We start from the raw sequence: 16,400 nt of genomic DNA on the forward strand, positions 1-16,400 counted from the left end.
AACGCGTTACATCGCGCCGGGTTGGCTGAACAGCAGCGACGTGCGGTCGACCTTTTTGAATTCCTTGATCAGGCCGCGTTTCGGATTGAGACCGAGTCCCGGTTCCTGAGAGACTTGCAGATAGCCGTTCTCGGGCTGCGGCACATTCTCGAAGATCGCGTTGTAAGCCATCCATTTATGGAAGTGGTACTCGACGAGTCCGCCGTTGGATAACGCCGCCTGCAACGCGATGTTGTGCGGGCCGCTGCCGTTGCCATGACCGAGTGATCGCCCGAACGCTTGCGCGAGCATGCCGATGCGCAACCCGGCCGTATAGCCGCCGTCATTCGTGACGTTGGGTTGCAGAATGTCCACCGCGTCGTTGACCAGCAGGTCGCGCGCGGAGTACTTGTGATTCTCGGCCGCGGCGATGGGAATCGACGTTTTGCCGCGCAGTTCGCGAAGCTGCGTGGGGTGGTTGTCGATCACGGGCTCTTCGATGAACGAGATATCGAGTTCCTCGGTCATCTGGCAGAGCTTCGTTGCCTGTGCAACGGTCATCCGCGAATTGCCGTCCATGGCGAGTTTTACGCGCGGGCCGACGGCTTCGCGCATGGCCCTCATGCGGAGATAGTCATCGGCGGGATTGGGCACGGCCTGGCGACCCACTGTGTTCTTCAGATGCAGGTTGCCGAGTTCGGCGAGATGCTTCGCCTCGGCTGCCAGTTCCTCGACGCTGTAGACAGGCGCACCGCCGAGCAGTTTGTGCACGGGCACGCCGAGCGACTTGCCCTTCAGATCCCATAGCGCGATGTCGACCAGCGCCAGCGCCGAGAGATAAGCCCGGCCCATGAACCGCACGACCGAATGGCGATCGAAGCGCGCAATGACCCGCTCGATGCAACTCGCGTCCTCGCCGACGAGCAGGTCGGCCGCGTGATGGTTGAGAAAGTCGACGACCACGGGATGCGTATAGCCGCCCATCGAATAGCCGATCAATCCGTCGGTGGTTTCAATCTCGACGATCAATGCGTGTTCGGCATTCGGCAGTTTGCGAAACGGCGGCGGTTGAATCGGGATGTTGGCGAGGTGATGCGCCTCCAGGCGGGCAATTTTCATAGCTTCAGTCCTTGTGTTTCGCGCCGTTAAGGTGGCACGTCAGGACTCAAGCGTGAGCCGATTCGATATTTTTTAGAATCAGATAATTTACGTCGATTATTCTGATTGGTGAATCAATGCGCGATAGACGTGGTTCGGCGGCGTGCCGGTTTGGCGGTGTCGTCGATCAGGTCGCGGACCATTTGCGCGAGCTGCGCAGCGGCGGGCGACAGGCTGCGGCCGCGCATCGTGATCAGACAGACCTGGCGTGTCAGCGAAGGCTCCACCAGCCGCAGCGTTTGCGTGCTCGACGCGTTGACACCCTTGAGCACCGATTGCGGCAAGACGGCCACGCCCATGCCGGCCATCGCCATCGAGACGAGCGTTTGCATCTGCATGCACTGGTAATTGTTATCGAACTTGAGCGACTGCGCGTCGATCGCGCTTTCAATCATGCGACGCATCGCGCTACCCGGTGTGTGGAGCAGAAGCGGCATGGTCACCAGTTCCTTGAGCGAGATCGTTTTGCGCGTACTGGCCAGCAACACGCGTGGCACGAGCGCCATGATCCGGTCGTCGAGAATCGGCTCGAAGCTGATGTCGTCGTCCACTGTATCGACCAGTGGGCCGATGCCGAAGTCGGCGTCGCCCTGGCGGACCATGTGAAAGATCTCGGCGGAGTGCTGTTCCATCAGGCTGATGTGCACGCCAGGATGGACCTTTTTGAAGGTCGAAAGGATCTGCGGCAAGCGATTGGCGGCGACGGACGGCGAACAGGCTAGCGAAACGCGACCGCGTTTGATGTCCGCGGATTCGCGGATCTTGCGCAAGCCGAGATTCACTTCGTGCATGGCGCGTTTGGTGCCCTCCAGCAGCTCGCGGCCTTCGGGCGTGAGTACGACGCTGCGCGTCGTGCGATGCAGCAACGTGATGCCCAACTGCGTTTCCAGTTGTTTGATCTGCGTGCTCACCGCCGATTGCGACCGATGCGTCTGCTCCGCCGCGTCACGGAAGCTCAGGCTATCGGCGACCAGCATGAAAGTTTGCAGCAGGCGCAGGTTGAACTGGGTCACAGGTACGGGCAGATCACTCACGGTACGGCTCCATCCGATTGATCGAAAAAAGAGAATGGTAGCGCCGATAAATGCGTTTTACCTAAGACTTCTTACAGGTTAGTGTCTGGTTCTGGCTGGTGCCGCACAACCCGTACAAAGGAGGAGACATTGCATGCTGATCGATTGGACCCGCATTCCCGCTGCCGATAGCGCCCGGCAAGGATTGATCCGTAAAACGGTTTGCGGGGAAAAGATGTCCGCGATGAAGGTGGTGGTCGCGGGCGGCACGCGTTTTGACGGCAGGCTTCATCACCATCCGCACGAACAGATGCTGGTGGTGGTGTCGGGGCGAGTGTCCGTGCAGATCGACGACACGGTTCTCGACGCGGAGCCCGGCGAACTGGTTTTTTTTCCGTCCGGTAGCTTGCATGCGGTAGTCGGTGCCGACCCGCAAGGGGCCTGTTATTACGAGCTGTCCGCGCCCGCTCGCACCGATCAGTTGCCCGGTTGGGTGGCCGCTTCCGCACTACGTTATTAAACCCGAAGACTAGCCGCAGACGGCTTGCAACGGGGCATGGCGCCGGCACCGCCACGGCGGCGCCGGCCAAAAACAGGAGGAGACAATGCAGGTAGAACTATCCGAAACATCCGCGTTGGAGCGCAGCACGATGCGCAGGGTTATCCTGCGGCTGGTGCCGTTCCTGATGGCGTCGTATTTCATGGCGCTGCTGGATCGAGTGAACATCGGTTTCGCCGCGCTGCAGATGAACGCGGATTTGGGCCTCTCCCATTCGATGTTCGGTTTTGCCGCCAGCCTGTATTTCGTGGCTTACTTTATCGCCGAAGTACCGAGCAACCTCGCGCTGGAAAAGTTCGGCGCCCGCCGCTGGATCGCGCGGATCATGATTACATGGGGCTTGATCGCTTCGCTGATGGCCTTCGTGGTCGGCCCGAATTCGCTATACGTCATGCGGTTTTTGCTGGGTCTGGCGGAAGCGGGTTTCTTTCCGGGCACGATCCTGTACCTGAGCTACTGGTTGCCAAAGCGCTATCGCGCACAAGTACTCGGCATTGTCGCGACGTCGAACGCGCTGGCGAGTTTCGCGAGTGGACCGTTGTCCGTCGCTTTGCTCAAACTGCATGGCACGGGTGGCTTGCGTGGCTGGCAGTGGTTGTTTTTGCTCGAAGGTATTCCAGCCGTCCTACTCGGTATTGCCGCATTGTTCGTTCTCGTCGACTCGCCGAAAAACGCACGCTTTCTGACGCTCGAGCAGCGCGATTGGCTCCAGGCACGTCTCGCCAGCGAGCGCTCGCAAGGCAACGCGGTGGGACACCTGAGCCTGTGGGCTTTGTTGCGCAATCCCTATTTCCTGGTCATGGCGCTGCTGTGTTCGGTAGCCTCCGCAACCAGCAGCGTGCTGGCCGTGTGGCAGCCCCAGTTTCTCAAGTCGTTCGGTTTGACGAATACGGAGACCGGCTTCATCAACTCGATTCCGTATGCGATCACGGTCGTTGCAATGATTCTGTGGGCACGTCATTCGGACAAGACCGGCGAGCGGCGCCTGCATACCGCTGTGCCGTTGCTGCTCACGGCAGCCGGCTTCGCTGTGATCAGTTTCGGTAGCGTGTCGTTGCCCATCGTGCTGGTATGCCTGACGTGTTGTCTGGTCGGCGCTTATTCGTTCAAAGGACCGTTCTGGGCCATGTCCAGCCAGATTCTGTCGCCGCAGACGATGGCCGCCGGTGTGGCGGGCATCAACGCGATTTCCAATCTGATCGGCGGCGGGTTGATGGTGAACGTCGTCGCTCAGATCAAGCAGCACACCGGCAGTTATTCGACTGCAATGAGCCCGCTTGTCGTATTGGCCGTCCTCGCGGTACTGGGTTTGATGATAGTCACGCGCAAAAGCAAAGGGCGCATTGGCGGCGCGGAAAGCTCTTCCGCTCAACGCGTGTGACGCCAGCGTTCGACAACCTGCGCTGAAGGTTCAGCACACAGTCAATTCACCCCGAAAGTCGCTTTCTCGCGCGAACGACCCATCGCTCGCGCAGGGCGGAGCTTTGTCCACGTTCAACGCAAATGCTCCGTCATTCCACAAAAAATAGAGGAGACGTTTCATGAAGAAAATCGCTTTCGCGACCTTTGCCGCTTGCGGCATGATCTGCAATGGAGTCCAGGCCCAAAGCAGCGTCACGCTATATGGCCTGATCGACCAGGGGTTTAACTACAACAGCAATATGAAGGGCGGCCGTTCTTACGCGCTGCAAAGCGGCGTAATGCAGGGCAGCCGGTGGGGCCTGCGCGGCGCGGAAGATCTGGGCGGCGGTCTGCAAGCCATTTTCATGCTGGAAAATGGCTTCGATCTGAACAGCGGGAAGATTAGCCAGGGTGGTCTGCTTTTCGGTCGTCAGGCGTATGTCGGTTTATCCGGCCGCTACGGCACGGTAACACTGGGGCGCCAATATGACGTGAGCGCCGATTTCGTCGGTCCGTTCGAAGCCGGTAATCAATGGGCCGGCAACGTCGGCGCGCATCCCGGCGATCTGGATAACTTCAACAATACCGTTCGCACCAACAACGCGATCAAGTTCAAAAGTGCGTCTTACGGCGGCTTCTCTGTCGGCGGCCTATACAGTCTTGGCGGCGTGGCGGGGGATGTGACGCGCAATCAGTCGTGGTCCGTCGGCGCGGGGTATGTCAATGGACCGCTGTCGCTCGGCGCCGGTTATATGAATGTCCGCAATCCGAATCTGGGGTTTTTCGGCAATGCGACGACCGGCACGCCGTCGGCGGCGAGCGCCAATAGCAGCTATCCAATCTACAGCGGTTTTCTGTCCGCCCACACGTATCAGGTTGCCGCGGCGGGGGGCGCCTACACGTTCGGTCCCGCAACGCTGGGGTTCACGTACTCGAATGTTGCTTTCAAAGGACTGGGCGACACCACCAGTGGGCCCAATCCGAGCGGTTATTCCGGCAGCGTGCATTTCAACAATGCGGAAGCGAATTTCCGTTATCGGCTGACGCCGTTTCTCTTCGCCGGAATTGCCTACGATTACACGCGAGGAAGCAGCACGTCGACCCGATCCGGAGAGAACGACGGGGCCACTTACCACCAGATCATGACCGGCCTCGACTACTTTCTATCGAAGCGAACCGACGTATATTTGATTGGGATCTATCAGAAGGCGTCGGGTACGGATTCGCGCAACCTGCCGGCGGTCGCGTCGATTAATAACCAGTCGTCACCGTCCAGCAACGATCGGCAGGCATTGGTGCGAGTGGGTATCCGGCACAAGTTCTAGTCGCGCGAAGCGGACGCCGTCAAAGCCTTCCACCCTCCAGCCCGTGGCGGCGTACCGACCGTGTCAGCATGCTGAAAAAACGCGGACGACTTCGACTTCAATAACACTCGATCATCTTCCGCGACTCTTCCGGCGAAACAGCTAGCCGTTGCAGCCCTGCAACCGCCGCTTCTCCCTCGCTCCGTTCGAGATGCCCCGCGATCGACAGCAATTCGCCAAGCACGCCACCGCCGTCGAGAATCGCCCCGCGAATGGATTCGGACACCGGCAATTCGTCGACGAAATTGCGCAACTCCATGTGATAAGCGATATGCAGCAGCGACAGCATGCCCGTGAGATAAGCCGTAGCAAGCAGCGGACGCGACTCGTCCGGCAGCAGGTCGATGGCCTTCTCCATGAAATGCGCGCGCCGCTGCGCGAGCAGCACAAGCGGATCGTCGTCGATAGGCAGGCCGTCGCGATTGGCGTAAAGCAGAAGCCCGCACCAATGCAGCAGCCGGCGGCTGCCGGCAATAGAAAGCGCCTGTTTCAACGACGAGATTCGCTCGGCCTTGCCATTGGGTTGCTCGCTGCTATTGGCCAGCCGCAGCAGTTGCGCGACCAGCATGGGCGTCTCTTTCAAGGCTCGGGCAACACTGCTCAACGGTGCGTCGCTGCCGACCAGGTCGAACACGCGCAGGATCGCCTTAACCGGCGGCATGGCGCGCTTGCCGGAAAAAATCTGCGGCTTCGAAAAATAGTAGCCCTGCAGGAGGTCGCATCCGAGTTCCCGGGCGAGTTCCGCGTCCTCCACGGTTTCAACCTTCTCGGCGAGCACGACCTTGCCGGCACGTTTGAACTCGGCGACCAGTTCCGGCAACGCGTCGCGTTCCACGAACGGCCAGTCGATCTTGACGATATCCACTGACGGCAGAAACCAGCGGATTTCGTCGGTCATGCCGCGCACGTCGTCTAGCGCAATCTGGAAGCCCGTGCCGCGCAATTCGCTACAACGTCGCGCGAGACTGGAAGTCAGCTCGACCGATTCCAGAATCTCCAGCACGAAGCGGGACGCAGGCAACACGTTCGGGTAGTCAGAGAACAGAAAATCATGCGGGCAGTTGAGGAACGCGGCCTTGTTGCCGACCAAACGTTCGAGACCGATCGACCCCACCGCACGTTGCACCACGGCCGTCGTGCAGCGCAAATCGTCGTCGATGCGGCCGGGTCCCGTAGGGCCGTCCCTGAAAAGCAGTTCGTAAGCGACGACGCGGCCGCCCCGATCCATGATGGGCTGACGCGCCACGAACACGGCCGTATCGCGCGGTACGGCGACTTCGGTAGACACGCTGCTGACTGCGCTCATTCCGGTTTCCATTTCAGACAATGTCCGGGGTACATCGTTATTGCCACTCCTGAAAGAGAGAATTCGGTACCGCGGATATAAATCTTTCCATCATATTCTGAATTCGGTTTTCGCCACGCGTATGTCGACATCGACGAAATATCGGCAGCGCGAGTGGTCGGTCAGTTCGGTAAAAAGGTAGATTGTCACCGATTCGCGTAACGCCGTCGATTAGCGGTTTGTAGCTGACCCTTTTACATAATGCAAACGACATATTACAAACCAGTATTGGCGGAGCACATTATCCGTAACGGGCGTCCCATCTATTCACGTCGCGCTGAATGTTCTTGAATGGCGCAGGCCGTGAAAATATCGTTCAGTTTCTATCTCAGCCGCAGGTCCCACAGTACGTCGAGTACATGCCGCGTCGATCGCTCGACATGCCCCGCGCGGTGCGCAATACCGAGTTGACGCCACAACGCGGGCCGCAGCGGACGCATGACGATACGCGTGTCGAGCAATGGCGTCGTGGCTTCATGAGGTAACAGCGCGGCGCCATAACCTGCCGCCACCAGACTTTTGATTGCGTCGTTGTAGTTGACTTCAATACGCGGTGCCGGATGTTGTCCACCATTGGCAAACCACTCCGCGGTGAGGCGTGAGAGGCGGGTGGTGGCGTCGTTGAGAATGAGCGGCTGAGCGGCGAGCCAGCCGGGCGTGACGCGCGCCGGGCACGGCCATTGAGCCGGCACGAAGGCCATCACCGGGTCACGGCGCCAAGGTTTGATCACGAGCCCCGCCACGGGCGATTGAGGCAGCGCGACCAGCCCCACGTCCAGTGAGCCGTCCGCGAGTCGCGTCAGCGTTTCCTGCGAGGTCAGCACGGCAACCTGAACGTCGATAGCGGCATGCTGCTGCCCCAGCACTTCGAGCGCCTGCGGCAACAGATGCGCGATCGCGCCCGTCGATGCGCCGAGCCGCACCCGACCGGCGAGGCCCTGCACCTGGCGCTGCACTTCCTCAAGCGTGCGTTCAGCGTCGTCCAGCAACCGTCGCGCTTTCTCCACCAACGTTTCGCCAATCGCCGACGGCCGCACCTGCCCGCGTTTGCGCGACAGAAGCGGCGCGCCGATGCGGCTTTCCAGCTCCGCGACGTGCAGGCTGACAGTGGGCGGCGCAAGGTTCAACGCGCGCGCCGCTTCCGCGAAGGAGCCGCGCTCGGCGATGGCCACCAGCGTGCGCAAACGGTCCAGACTGATCTCCCGCATGGCGGTTCTCCTCGTTCAGAAAATCTGAATATCAAAGTCATGAAATTCAACTTTCCCTATTCTAACGACGCGAGGAAGATAGCGGTTCCCAATTTCGCCGTTCCCACATCAAGCGAGAATTCCCGATATGAGCGCTCCCCTTGTTTTCATCGATGGCGACCAAGGCACCACTGGCTTGCAGATTCACGAACGTCTGCGCGGCCGGACCGATCTGCATCTGGTCACGCTGGCCGCGGCGGAGCGCAAGAATCCGCAGCATCGCGCGCAGGCGCTCAACGCGTGCGACGTCGCGATTCTCTGCCTGCCCGACGTCGCCGCGCGCGAGGCAGTGTCGATGATCGTCAATCCCAAGGTCAGAGTGATCGACGCGAGCTCCGCGCATCGCACGCAGGACGGCTGGACTTATGGTTTTCCGGAGATGACGCAAGGGCAGGCAGGGCGCATTGCGGGCGCGCATCGCGTCACGAATCCGGGTTGCTATCCCACGGGGGCGGTCGGGCTGTTGCGTCCTCTGTTGCAGGCCGGGTTAGTGCCGCACGATTACCCGCTCGGTATCCACGCGGTGTCCGGGTACTCGGGAGGCGGACGTGCCGCCGTGGAGGCGCACGAAAAAACCGGTGCTTCCCAGGCATTGCCGTTCCAGACATATGGCCTGGCGTTGGCGCACAAGCACACGCCGGAGATTCAGCGATACGCGGGGCTCGCGCATCGCCCGCTTTTTGTTCCCGCTTATGGTGCGTTCCGGCAGGGCATCGTGCTGACCGTGCCGCTCGAATTGCGTCTGCTTGCCGCGGGAACGGACGGCTCGATGCTGCGTGATTGCCTCGCGCGGCACTATGCCGGCGCGGCTCACGTGCAGGTCACGTCGCTGGAGGAATCGCGCACTTCGACTCATCTCGATCCACAAGCGCTGAACGACACCGACAATATGCAGTTGACTGTATTCGCCAACGAAGAGCACGGGCAAGTGCTGCTTGCCGCGGTGTTCGACAATCTCGGCAAGGGTGCGTCGGGCGCTGCTGTGCAGAATCTGAATCTGATGATCGAACGGTTGTAAGCGCATCCATTTATCGAACGGCGCCTACGCAGTTCTCAACTGCGAGGTGTCATGCCGCCCGCCTGAGTTTTCTGAACACTTCGGGTTCCCACACGCGCATTGCCAGAAGCAGGGCGGTGCCGCGCTTCTCCGCCAACGGAGCGTCCGACGATTCGTTGTGAAGCGCGGCGAGCTTGCCGCGCAACTTGCGCATTTCCACTTGCAGTTGAGCATAGGCCGCTTCGGTCAACATGCCATGCGCGAAGTCCATGGACTCGTCCGGTACATCGAAGCGGCTCTCCATGAAATCGGGCAAGCCCTGTTCCAGAAACAGATGCCGGATCGGGCCGTCCTGCAACCAGTCGAAGTCTCGCGCCACCAGCAGGCGGATCCGGTTCCCCGGTTTCAGATCGGCAATCCCCATGCGGTCCAGCACGAGAAGATGCTTGATGCACTCGGCTTTCGACAGTCGATAAGCAGACACGATGTCTTCCAGCGACCAGTGGCTCAACGCACAGATCGCCACCAGCAGCAGCTTCTCATTCGAGACGAGCTGCGCCTCCTGTTCACGCGTGAGTACATGCAGGCGCGGAATCGACGACTCCGCTTCCTGAAGCAGTTCGATCAGCGTGACGCCGAGCAGGTCGCAGATCTGTACGAGGCGCTCCACCGACAGACTCTCGCCAGTCAACAGGCGCTTGACGCTAGGTTCCGATAAATCGAGCGCCAATGCGACGTGGCGATAGGTTAGCCCCGCCGCTTTGAGTTGCTGCTTGATGGTTGCAATGAGCTGACGGGTTTCGGTCATGAAGGTATTGAATTTCGATACTAAAAGTATCAGTCTAAGCAATTTCAAAAGAAGACGGTGCGATATCCACGACCGGCTTGCATACTGCGCTCCATCAAACGAGCGAGGAGATCAGCATGTCGAGACAAGCGGACGCAACGTCGCCGGCCCAATTACGCGTAGGCGATCTGGTTTTCATCCGCGTCACCGCGCGGCCGTTCCTTGAGGTGGCCAACGCCACGAACTCCTGGACGAATCATGTGGGTATCGTGATCGACGACCGCGGCGACGATCCTCTGATTGCGGAAAGTACTTTTCCCATAGCGCGAACCACGCCGATGACACGCTTTGTCAAACGCTCCGAACACGGGCGCCACGTGATCGCGAGACTCGTCACGCCGTTGGACGACACCCATCGCCGCCAACTGATCGACGCGGTGACAAGCCGAATGGGCGCGTTCTACGACACGGGCTTCAATCTGAATTCGCGGGGGCAGTTCTGTTCGCGCTTCGTCCGCGAGGTCGTTTTCGACGCGACCCGTATTCAACTTGGCGAGGTGGAGACCTTTGCGACGCTGCTGCGCCGTCATCCCGATCCGAAACTCGGGTTCTGGCGACTCTGGTATTTCGGCCGGATTCCGTGGCACCGGCCCACCGTGACGCCGGCGAGTTTGCTTCGAAGCCCGCATTTGTGGATTGTGTGCGACGCCGTTGAAACGGCGCCCGCGGTGTTGACAACGACAGGGGGTAGTAATTGAGTAATAGCCCGGAACAATAGCCGGCACTAAATGTGGCAACCGCTTTTTATCATGCTGCATCGATAATTTTTTGCGGTCGCGTCTAAATCGCGTTACCCTTCGAACAAATTAATCGACAATAGGAGAGTTTTTATGGACCGTTCCACGCAACAGCCGTCTTTCGCATTCGTTGCGGCTTCATGGGGTGCATTGCTGGCCGGATTCTTCGCGTTTCTGCTTGGCCTGTGGAATGCCAGCATGCAACTCAACGAGAAAGGTTATTACTTCACGGTGCTCGTATTTGGTTTGTTTGCGGCGATTTCACTGCAAAAGAGCGTGCGCGATCGTGTAGAAGGCATTCCTGTTACAGCGATTTACTACGGCCTGTGCTGGGTCTCGCTTCTGCTGTCCATTCTGCTGCTTGGCGCGGGGCTGTTCAACGCCACGCTGGCGCTGAGCGAAAAAGGCTTCTACGGCATGGCGTTTATTCTGGCGTTGTTCGGCTCGGTCGCCGTGCAAAAGAATACGCGCGATATCAAGGCCACCAAACCGCAATTCGCGGAAGTCGATCCAGCTCAGGGCACGCCGGAATAAGAGTCACGGCGGGATAGCGTCGCGCCCAGCTTTGCGCGCGACACTGCGATCATTGTTCCGCTACGACGTCATGCAGCCTGCGCGACGGCTCGCTGCGATGCAGATGAACCGCGTAGGTATCCCACGGCAGCTGCAAACTCTGCGGGAACCGGGCCGATACCTGCTTCAAAACCCGTCCTACTTCGCCGCGGTGATAGCCGCCGTGGATCACCACGTGAGTGAGCATCTCCTCGCGCGTCATGGTTCCGCTATCGCCGTCGGTAAATGAAAAGGGAATCGACTGGGACAGCATCTCGGGCGTGACCGTTCTCGCATATTCCAGATACCAGTTGTCTATTGCCGACAGTTCCGCACGTAGCGTGTCCCATGCGGGCGTCTCCGGCGTGTTGTCCGCGGCGAAACCATGACGGTCGCCCGTCAAATGAGCGGCGAATATCTTTTCCACCACCAGACAGTGATTCATCAGCCGAAGGGCGATATGCCGTTCCTCGGCATGATGCGTGGCGTCGAGCCCTTGCATGGCGTCCAGCAATTCCTGATTCGCCCAGGCCTGGTAGCGGAGCATCTGGAGCAATAGTTGGTTTGTGCTCATGGGGTGGCGTCCTTGTTGGAATAATGAGTGAACTTCATCCCTATTATTTTTGGAGTCGGTCCATTTGTCCACTCGCATTCCCCGCGCAGCGAAAGGACATGATAGCCACGCTCCCGTTGAATTTCTGGTCCTCGAAACAGGCGTTTATTGCGGCGAGTGCTCACTTTCTGGACGTGTGCGTGAATTGCCCGCGTCAACGTCGGCCGTTTCGCCCACGCGTATCGTGCGCGAGTTTCTCCACGAGAAAATCGACGAAGCACCGCACCCGTAGCGACAAATGCCGGCCATGCGGATACAACAGCACGAACGGCCTCGACGCGCCACCGAGTGCCGGCAGAACTTCGACAAGCGTGCCGTCGCGAAGATCACGCTGCACCACGAATCGATACGTCTGAAATAGTCCCGCGCCATTGCGCGCCAGTGTCACGCCGCCCAGCACGTCGCCGCCGCTCGAGTAGCCGCCGTCCGTGATCAGTTCAACGGTTTCATCGCCACGCCTGAATGTCCACGAGATTCGTCGACCTGTGCTAGGCCGCTCGAACTGGATGCACTCGTGATGCTTCAGATCCTCCAGCGACGTCGGCGTGCCGTTGCGCGACAGGTACTCGGGTGTCGCGACCAGAGTCAATTCCGCGTCTTCGAGCTTGCGGGCAATCAGATTGGAATCGACGGGCGCGCGTCCGCGAATCGCCAGGTCGTAGCCTTCTTCCGCGAAATCGATATTGCGATTGCTGATGTGCGCATCGACCTGCACGCGGGGATAACGCGCGCGAAACGCCGGCAATAGCGGCAGCACCCTGTAGTGCGCGTAGGGCGTCGGCATGCTGATTCGCAACGGTCCCGCCGGCTCCGATTGCTGCCCGGTGGCCTGACGCTCCGCGTCGACCAGTTGCGACAGCGCTTCACGGCATTGCTCGAAATACGCGCGGCCCGCGTCGGTTAGACGGATCTGCCGCGTGGTTCGCACGAACAGCCGCACACCCATGCGCTCTTCCAGACGCGACACCGAACGGCTCACTGCCGCCGGCGTGACACCGGCCGCCATGGCAGCCGCAGTGAAGCTCGCCAGCTCGGCCGCCAGACAGAAAAGTTCGATGCTGCCGAGCAGAAGGTCATCGAATTGCCGTTTGCTATTCATTACATGGTGTATCAGGAGATTTTTATAAAACCGGATTTATCGACTGAAACGGCATCAGTATAGTCCGACCTAGGGAATCGACGAAGTGCGGCGGATTCCCTGCCGTGGCGCGCTGCGATGCAGGTCCGCGAGCTTTCTCCGCGCATGCTTTGGCAGGAGTTCAACTGTGAATAACGAAGCGAGAACCGTGGTCATTACGGGCGCATCCAGTGGAATTGGTTTTGCGTTGGCGCAGGCGTATCTGGAGCGCGGTTTTAACGTCGTAGGCAATGCCCGCACGATCGAGCGTCTGGAGGCGGCCGCGCGGAAACTGCGCAATCTGCCCAACTTTCTGATGGTCGCCGGCGATATCGCCGATCCGGCGACGTCACGCATGCTGTTCGAGCGTGCGATCGCCGCGTTCGGAAAAGTCGACGTGCTCGTCAACAACGCGGGCATCTTCATCGCGAAGCCGATCGCGAACTATACGGATGACCATCTCGACGCACTGATCAACACCAATCTGAAGGGCTTCTTTTATCCGACGCAGCAGGCCGCCGAGCATATGGCCCGCAACCGTCAAGGGCATATCGTTAGCATCACGGCAAGCATCGCCATGCAGCCGACCGCGAAAGTGCCCGCGCTCTTGCCCGTGCTGATCAAAGGTGGCTTGAATCAGGCCACGCGAGCCCTCGCGCTCGAACTGGCGTCGAGCAACGTCAAAGTATCGGCAGTGGCGCCGGGCGCAATCGACACACCGCTGCACGATCCTTCGCGGCATGTCTTCATGAAGACGTTGCAGCCTGCCGCGCGACTCGGTTCGACGAAGGACATCGTGGATGCGGTGCTTTATCTGACCGACGCGGAATACACCACGGGCGTGGTGCTCGCCGTGGATGGCGGCGCGAGCGCGGGAACGTGGTGAAGCGCTGAGAAACGTACAGGTTCTCGCCACGCTATTCATCGCCGGATTGCCGCCAACGTGAGGGTGTCACGCAGGCGGCACGAGAATCGAATTGTTCAGGGCCGACTATTTAATGCGAATCCTCGTCGTGAGGAGAACGACCTGAGAACACACTGCGGGCAATTCCCCCACCACCGAACCCATCCCCAATCGCCACGCCACCGTAAAAGCTCGCGAGAGCGGCTCCAGCCGCACCCACCCAGCCCACTGGCGTTGCGGCAATGGCTACACCCAGACCGACACCTGCGAGCCCAGCGCCAACTTCACCCCAATCAGGTCCAGCGCCGCCTGACGCCATATTAATTTCTTGAATGCCAAGCTCTATCATAAATACCCCCGATTTCTTGAGAAATATAAAAATGAAGCAATCAGAAAAATAACTGCCGTGATTAGTAGCGTTCTAGATAGCCGGGCATCCCCCTTTGATTGCCTTATACCGCCAGTTTTAACGAGTAGGGCGACCGTCGCGGCAACCAGCCCTCCTAGAAGCAAAATGATGAGAATTAAAAGATCGGGCATAAATTAAATTAAGGAGGCCGAATTCGACACGCCGGGGTCTCTCCGGATTCAATGTCCCATTACCCAAAGCTTGATTGACATTATCAGTCTTGCCGCAGCCGGTGCGACAAAAGTCATTGCAAGTTTTATCGTGAAACCGTTTCGCGATATGCAAAGCAAGGATAAACATTCGGCGTGTAGTCGTCAAGCAAATGAGACTCGTTCTCATTTGGTATGCGTCCGTACCGGATGACTAGAATCCCGTGGCCCTGATAGCAACGTTCGCGATGAAATTGATCAGCGGGCAATCGCAGATCTTTCTGCTGCCTGATCGAACATCTGCCGGTTGCTCCCTACGGTGTGCAAAAGAAAATAGGCATCGCCTGTTCGCCGCTGAAGGGTGCGTTGTTGCGAGGGATCGTCAGCCCCACGCCGAACCTCCGTCTGCATCGAAAAAATCTATGCAAGGCATCGGTAAACAGTGTTGGTCAAAGAAATATGGCCTCAGTAAATTGAATTGACACATGGGGCGCAGGCAATGAGGCACAGGCCGGTCTGCCGCGCGACGTCGACGCCCTGGTCGCAACTTACCGAGCGCCACCGCGCAACAACGAAGCAAAGGGAGGGTGATATGGCCGACAGCCGCAGTGCGGTTCCACTGATCGAGAAACACACCATCGGTTACGTTCCGCACGAGGAACGACACGGAAAGGTGCGCGACCTGTTCACGCTCTGGTTCGGAGGCAACATCGCTCCGCTGCCGATCGTCACGGGCGCGCTCGGTGTGCAGATTTACCACCTCAACCTGTTCTGGGGTGTCATCGCGATTCTGGTGGGTCAGGCAATCGGCGGCGTGCTGATGGCGCTGCATTCCGCGCAAGGCCCGCAGATGGGCATTCCGCAGATGATTCAAAGCCGCGCCCAGTTCGGCTCGTGGGGCGCGCTGCTCGTCACGGTGATCGCCGGGGTGATGTATGTCGGCTTCTTCGCGTCGAATATCGTGCTGGCGGGTAAATCGTTGCACGGCATCGAGTCGACGATTCCGGTGCCGGTCGGGATTCTGGTCGGCGCGCTGGGGTCGGGACTGATCGGTATCATCGGCTACCGGTTCATCCACATTCTCAACAGGATCGGCACGTGGGTGTTGGGTATCGGTATCGTGATCGGCTTCACGTATATCGCGACCCACGTGACGACCGCCGATTTCCTGACGCGCGGCGGCTTCAACATCGCCGGCTGGCTGGCCACGGTGTCGCTGTCGGCACTCTGGCAAATCGCGTTTGCGCCGTACGTGTCCGACTATTCGCGTTACCTGCCGGCCAACGTCGGCGTGGCCCGCACGTTCTGGGCGACCTATCTTGGTTGCACGCTCGGCTCGTCGCTGGCGTTCGTTTTCGGTGCGGTCGCCGTGCTCGCCGTGCCGCCGGGCGTCGACACGATGGACGCCGTGAAACTCTCCACCGGCGCGATCGGTCCTTTCATGCTGGTTCTGTTCCTGCTGAGCGTGATCAGCCACAACGCGCTCAATCTGTACGGCGCGGTGTTGTCGGTGATCACTTCGCTACAGACCTTTGCGTACAAGTGGATTCCGACCGTGAAGGCGCGTGCCGTGCTGTCGCTGATCATCATGGCGGCCTGCTGTTTCGCGGCGGTGGGGGCGTCGAAAGATTTCGTCGGCCACTTCGTCGACCTGGTGCTGGCGTTGCTCGTGGTGCTCGTGCCGTGGACGGCGATCAACCTGATCGACTTCTATGTGATTCATAAAGGTAAATACGACGTCGATTCGATCTTCCGGGTAGACGGCGGTATCTATGGACGCTTCAACATGCAGGCGCTGATCGCCTACGCGGTCGGCATTGTCGTGCAGATTCCGTTCATGAATACGCCGATGTATGTGGGCTCGTTCTCGGCACACCTGGACGGCGCGGATCTGTCGTGGCTGGTGGGCATTATCGTGACGACGCCGCTTTACTACTGGCTCGCCACGCGGGACACCGCGTATCGTCGACGCCAGAATCAGGCGGGCGTGACGGTTCACTGATTGGCCC

At 59.5% G+C, this 16,400-nt stretch carries 15 protein-coding genes; 8 read left to right on the forward strand and 7 right to left on the reverse strand.

Annotated elements, in window-relative coordinates:
* Positions 1-6: 6 nt before the first annotated feature.
* Both B0G83_RS04070 and B0G83_RS04075 read right to left on the reverse strand, forming a co-directional pair.
* Positions 7-1,098, reverse strand: coding sequence for a mandelate racemase/muconate lactonizing enzyme family protein (locus B0G83_RS04070; RefSeq protein ID WP_105506109.1), 1,092 nt, complete (start codon positions 1,096-1,098; stop codon positions 7-9).
* A gap of 113 nt (positions 1,099-1,211) precedes the next feature.
* Entirely contained in the window at positions 1,212-2,171 is a 960-nt protein-coding gene (locus B0G83_RS04075) for a LysR family transcriptional regulator (RefSeq protein WP_258167683.1), read from the reverse strand.
* Positions 2,172-2,304: 133 nt separating this feature from the next.
* Between B0G83_RS04075 and B0G83_RS04080 the strand changes: the two genes are divergently transcribed.
* The 3 genes from B0G83_RS04080 to B0G83_RS04090 all read left to right on the forward strand — a co-directional run bounded on the left by B0G83_RS04080 (position 2,305) and on the right by B0G83_RS04090 (position 5,435).
* Positions 2,305-2,670 carry a cupin domain-containing protein gene (locus tag B0G83_RS04080; protein WP_105506110.1) on the forward strand — a complete coding sequence of 122 codons (366 nt, stop codon included), beginning with the start codon at positions 2,305-2,307 and terminating at the stop codon, positions 2,668-2,670.
* Between the two features lie 85 nt (positions 2,671-2,755).
* Positions 2,756-4,090 carry an MFS transporter gene (locus B0G83_RS04085; RefSeq protein ID WP_219848996.1) on the forward strand — a complete coding sequence of 445 codons (1,335 nt, stop codon included), beginning with the start codon at positions 2,756-2,758 and terminating at the stop codon, positions 4,088-4,090.
* A gap of 160 nt (positions 4,091-4,250) precedes the next feature.
* Entirely contained in the window at positions 4,251-5,435 is a 1,185-nt protein-coding gene (locus tag B0G83_RS04090) for a porin (protein ID WP_105506111.1), read from the forward strand.
* 97 nt (positions 5,436-5,532) lie between these two features.
* Here the strand turns inward: B0G83_RS04090 and B0G83_RS04095 are convergent, their stop codons facing one another.
* Positions 5,533-6,780, reverse strand: a complete 1,248-nt coding sequence (locus B0G83_RS04095) for an EAL and HDOD domain-containing protein (protein ID WP_181156686.1) — start codon at positions 6,778-6,780, stop codon at positions 5,533-5,535.
* A gap of 362 nt (positions 6,781-7,142) precedes the next feature.
* Positions 7,143-8,027, reverse strand: coding sequence for a LysR family transcriptional regulator (locus B0G83_RS04100; protein WP_105506113.1), 885 nt, complete (start codon positions 8,025-8,027; stop codon positions 7,143-7,145).
* Positions 8,028-8,154: 127 nt separating this feature from the next.
* Between B0G83_RS04100 and argC the strand changes: the two genes are divergently transcribed.
* Positions 8,155-9,084 (forward strand): N-acetyl-gamma-glutamyl-phosphate reductase, encoded by a 930-nt coding sequence (gene argC / locus B0G83_RS04105; protein ID WP_105506114.1) that lies wholly within the window; start codon positions 8,155-8,157, stop codon positions 9,082-9,084.
* Positions 9,085-9,133: 49 nt separating this feature from the next.
* Here argC and B0G83_RS04110 read toward each other — a convergent pair whose 3' ends face one another.
* Positions 9,134-9,871 carry a helix-turn-helix domain-containing protein gene (locus tag B0G83_RS04110; protein WP_105506115.1) on the reverse strand — a complete coding sequence of 246 codons (738 nt, stop codon included), beginning with the start codon at positions 9,869-9,871 and terminating at the stop codon, positions 9,134-9,136.
* Positions 9,872-9,987: 116 nt separating this feature from the next.
* On the opposite strand from B0G83_RS04110, the gene B0G83_RS04115 reads away from it, so the two are divergent.
* Positions 9,988-10,608: a YebB family permuted papain-like enzyme gene (locus B0G83_RS04115; protein WP_105506579.1), complete on the forward strand. Its 621-nt coding sequence runs from the start codon at positions 9,988-9,990 to the stop codon at positions 10,606-10,608.
* A 132-nt stretch (positions 10,609-10,740) separates the two neighbouring features.
* Positions 10,741-11,181, forward strand: coding sequence for an inner membrane protein YiaA (gene yiaA / locus B0G83_RS04120; protein ID WP_105506116.1), 441 nt, complete (start codon positions 10,741-10,743; stop codon positions 11,179-11,181).
* Positions 11,182-11,230: 49 nt separating this feature from the next.
* On the opposite strand, the gene B0G83_RS04125 is transcribed toward yiaA, so the two are convergent.
* A complete protein-coding gene (locus B0G83_RS04125; RefSeq protein WP_105506117.1) occupies positions 11,231-11,773 on the reverse strand; it encodes a DinB family protein in 543 nt (180 codons plus the stop codon).
* A gap of 193 nt (positions 11,774-11,966) precedes the next feature.
* On the reverse strand, positions 11,967-12,911 hold the full coding sequence (locus B0G83_RS04130; RefSeq protein ID WP_105506118.1) for a LysR family transcriptional regulator: 945 nt from the start codon (positions 12,909-12,911) through the stop codon (positions 11,967-11,969).
* A gap of 166 nt (positions 12,912-13,077) precedes the next feature.
* Between B0G83_RS04130 and B0G83_RS04135 the strand changes: the two genes are divergently transcribed.
* Together B0G83_RS04135 and B0G83_RS04145 are read left to right on the forward strand one after the other, a co-directional pair.
* The gene (locus B0G83_RS04135) at positions 13,078-13,815 is read left to right on the forward strand and encodes an SDR family NAD(P)-dependent oxidoreductase (RefSeq protein ID WP_105506119.1); all 738 of its coding nucleotides are present in this window, start codon (positions 13,078-13,080) and stop codon (positions 13,813-13,815) included.
* Between the two features lie 1,168 nt (positions 13,816-14,983).
* Positions 14,984-16,393 (forward strand): cytosine permease, encoded by a 1,410-nt coding sequence (locus B0G83_RS04145; RefSeq protein ID WP_105506120.1) that lies wholly within the window; start codon positions 14,984-14,986, stop codon positions 16,391-16,393.
* Positions 16,394-16,400: the final 7 nt, after the last annotated feature.

The organism is Paraburkholderia sp. BL21I4N1 (genome assembly GCF_002973525.1).
In the GTDB taxonomy this organism is placed as follows: Bacteria; Pseudomonadota; Gammaproteobacteria; order Burkholderiales; family Burkholderiaceae; genus Paraburkholderia.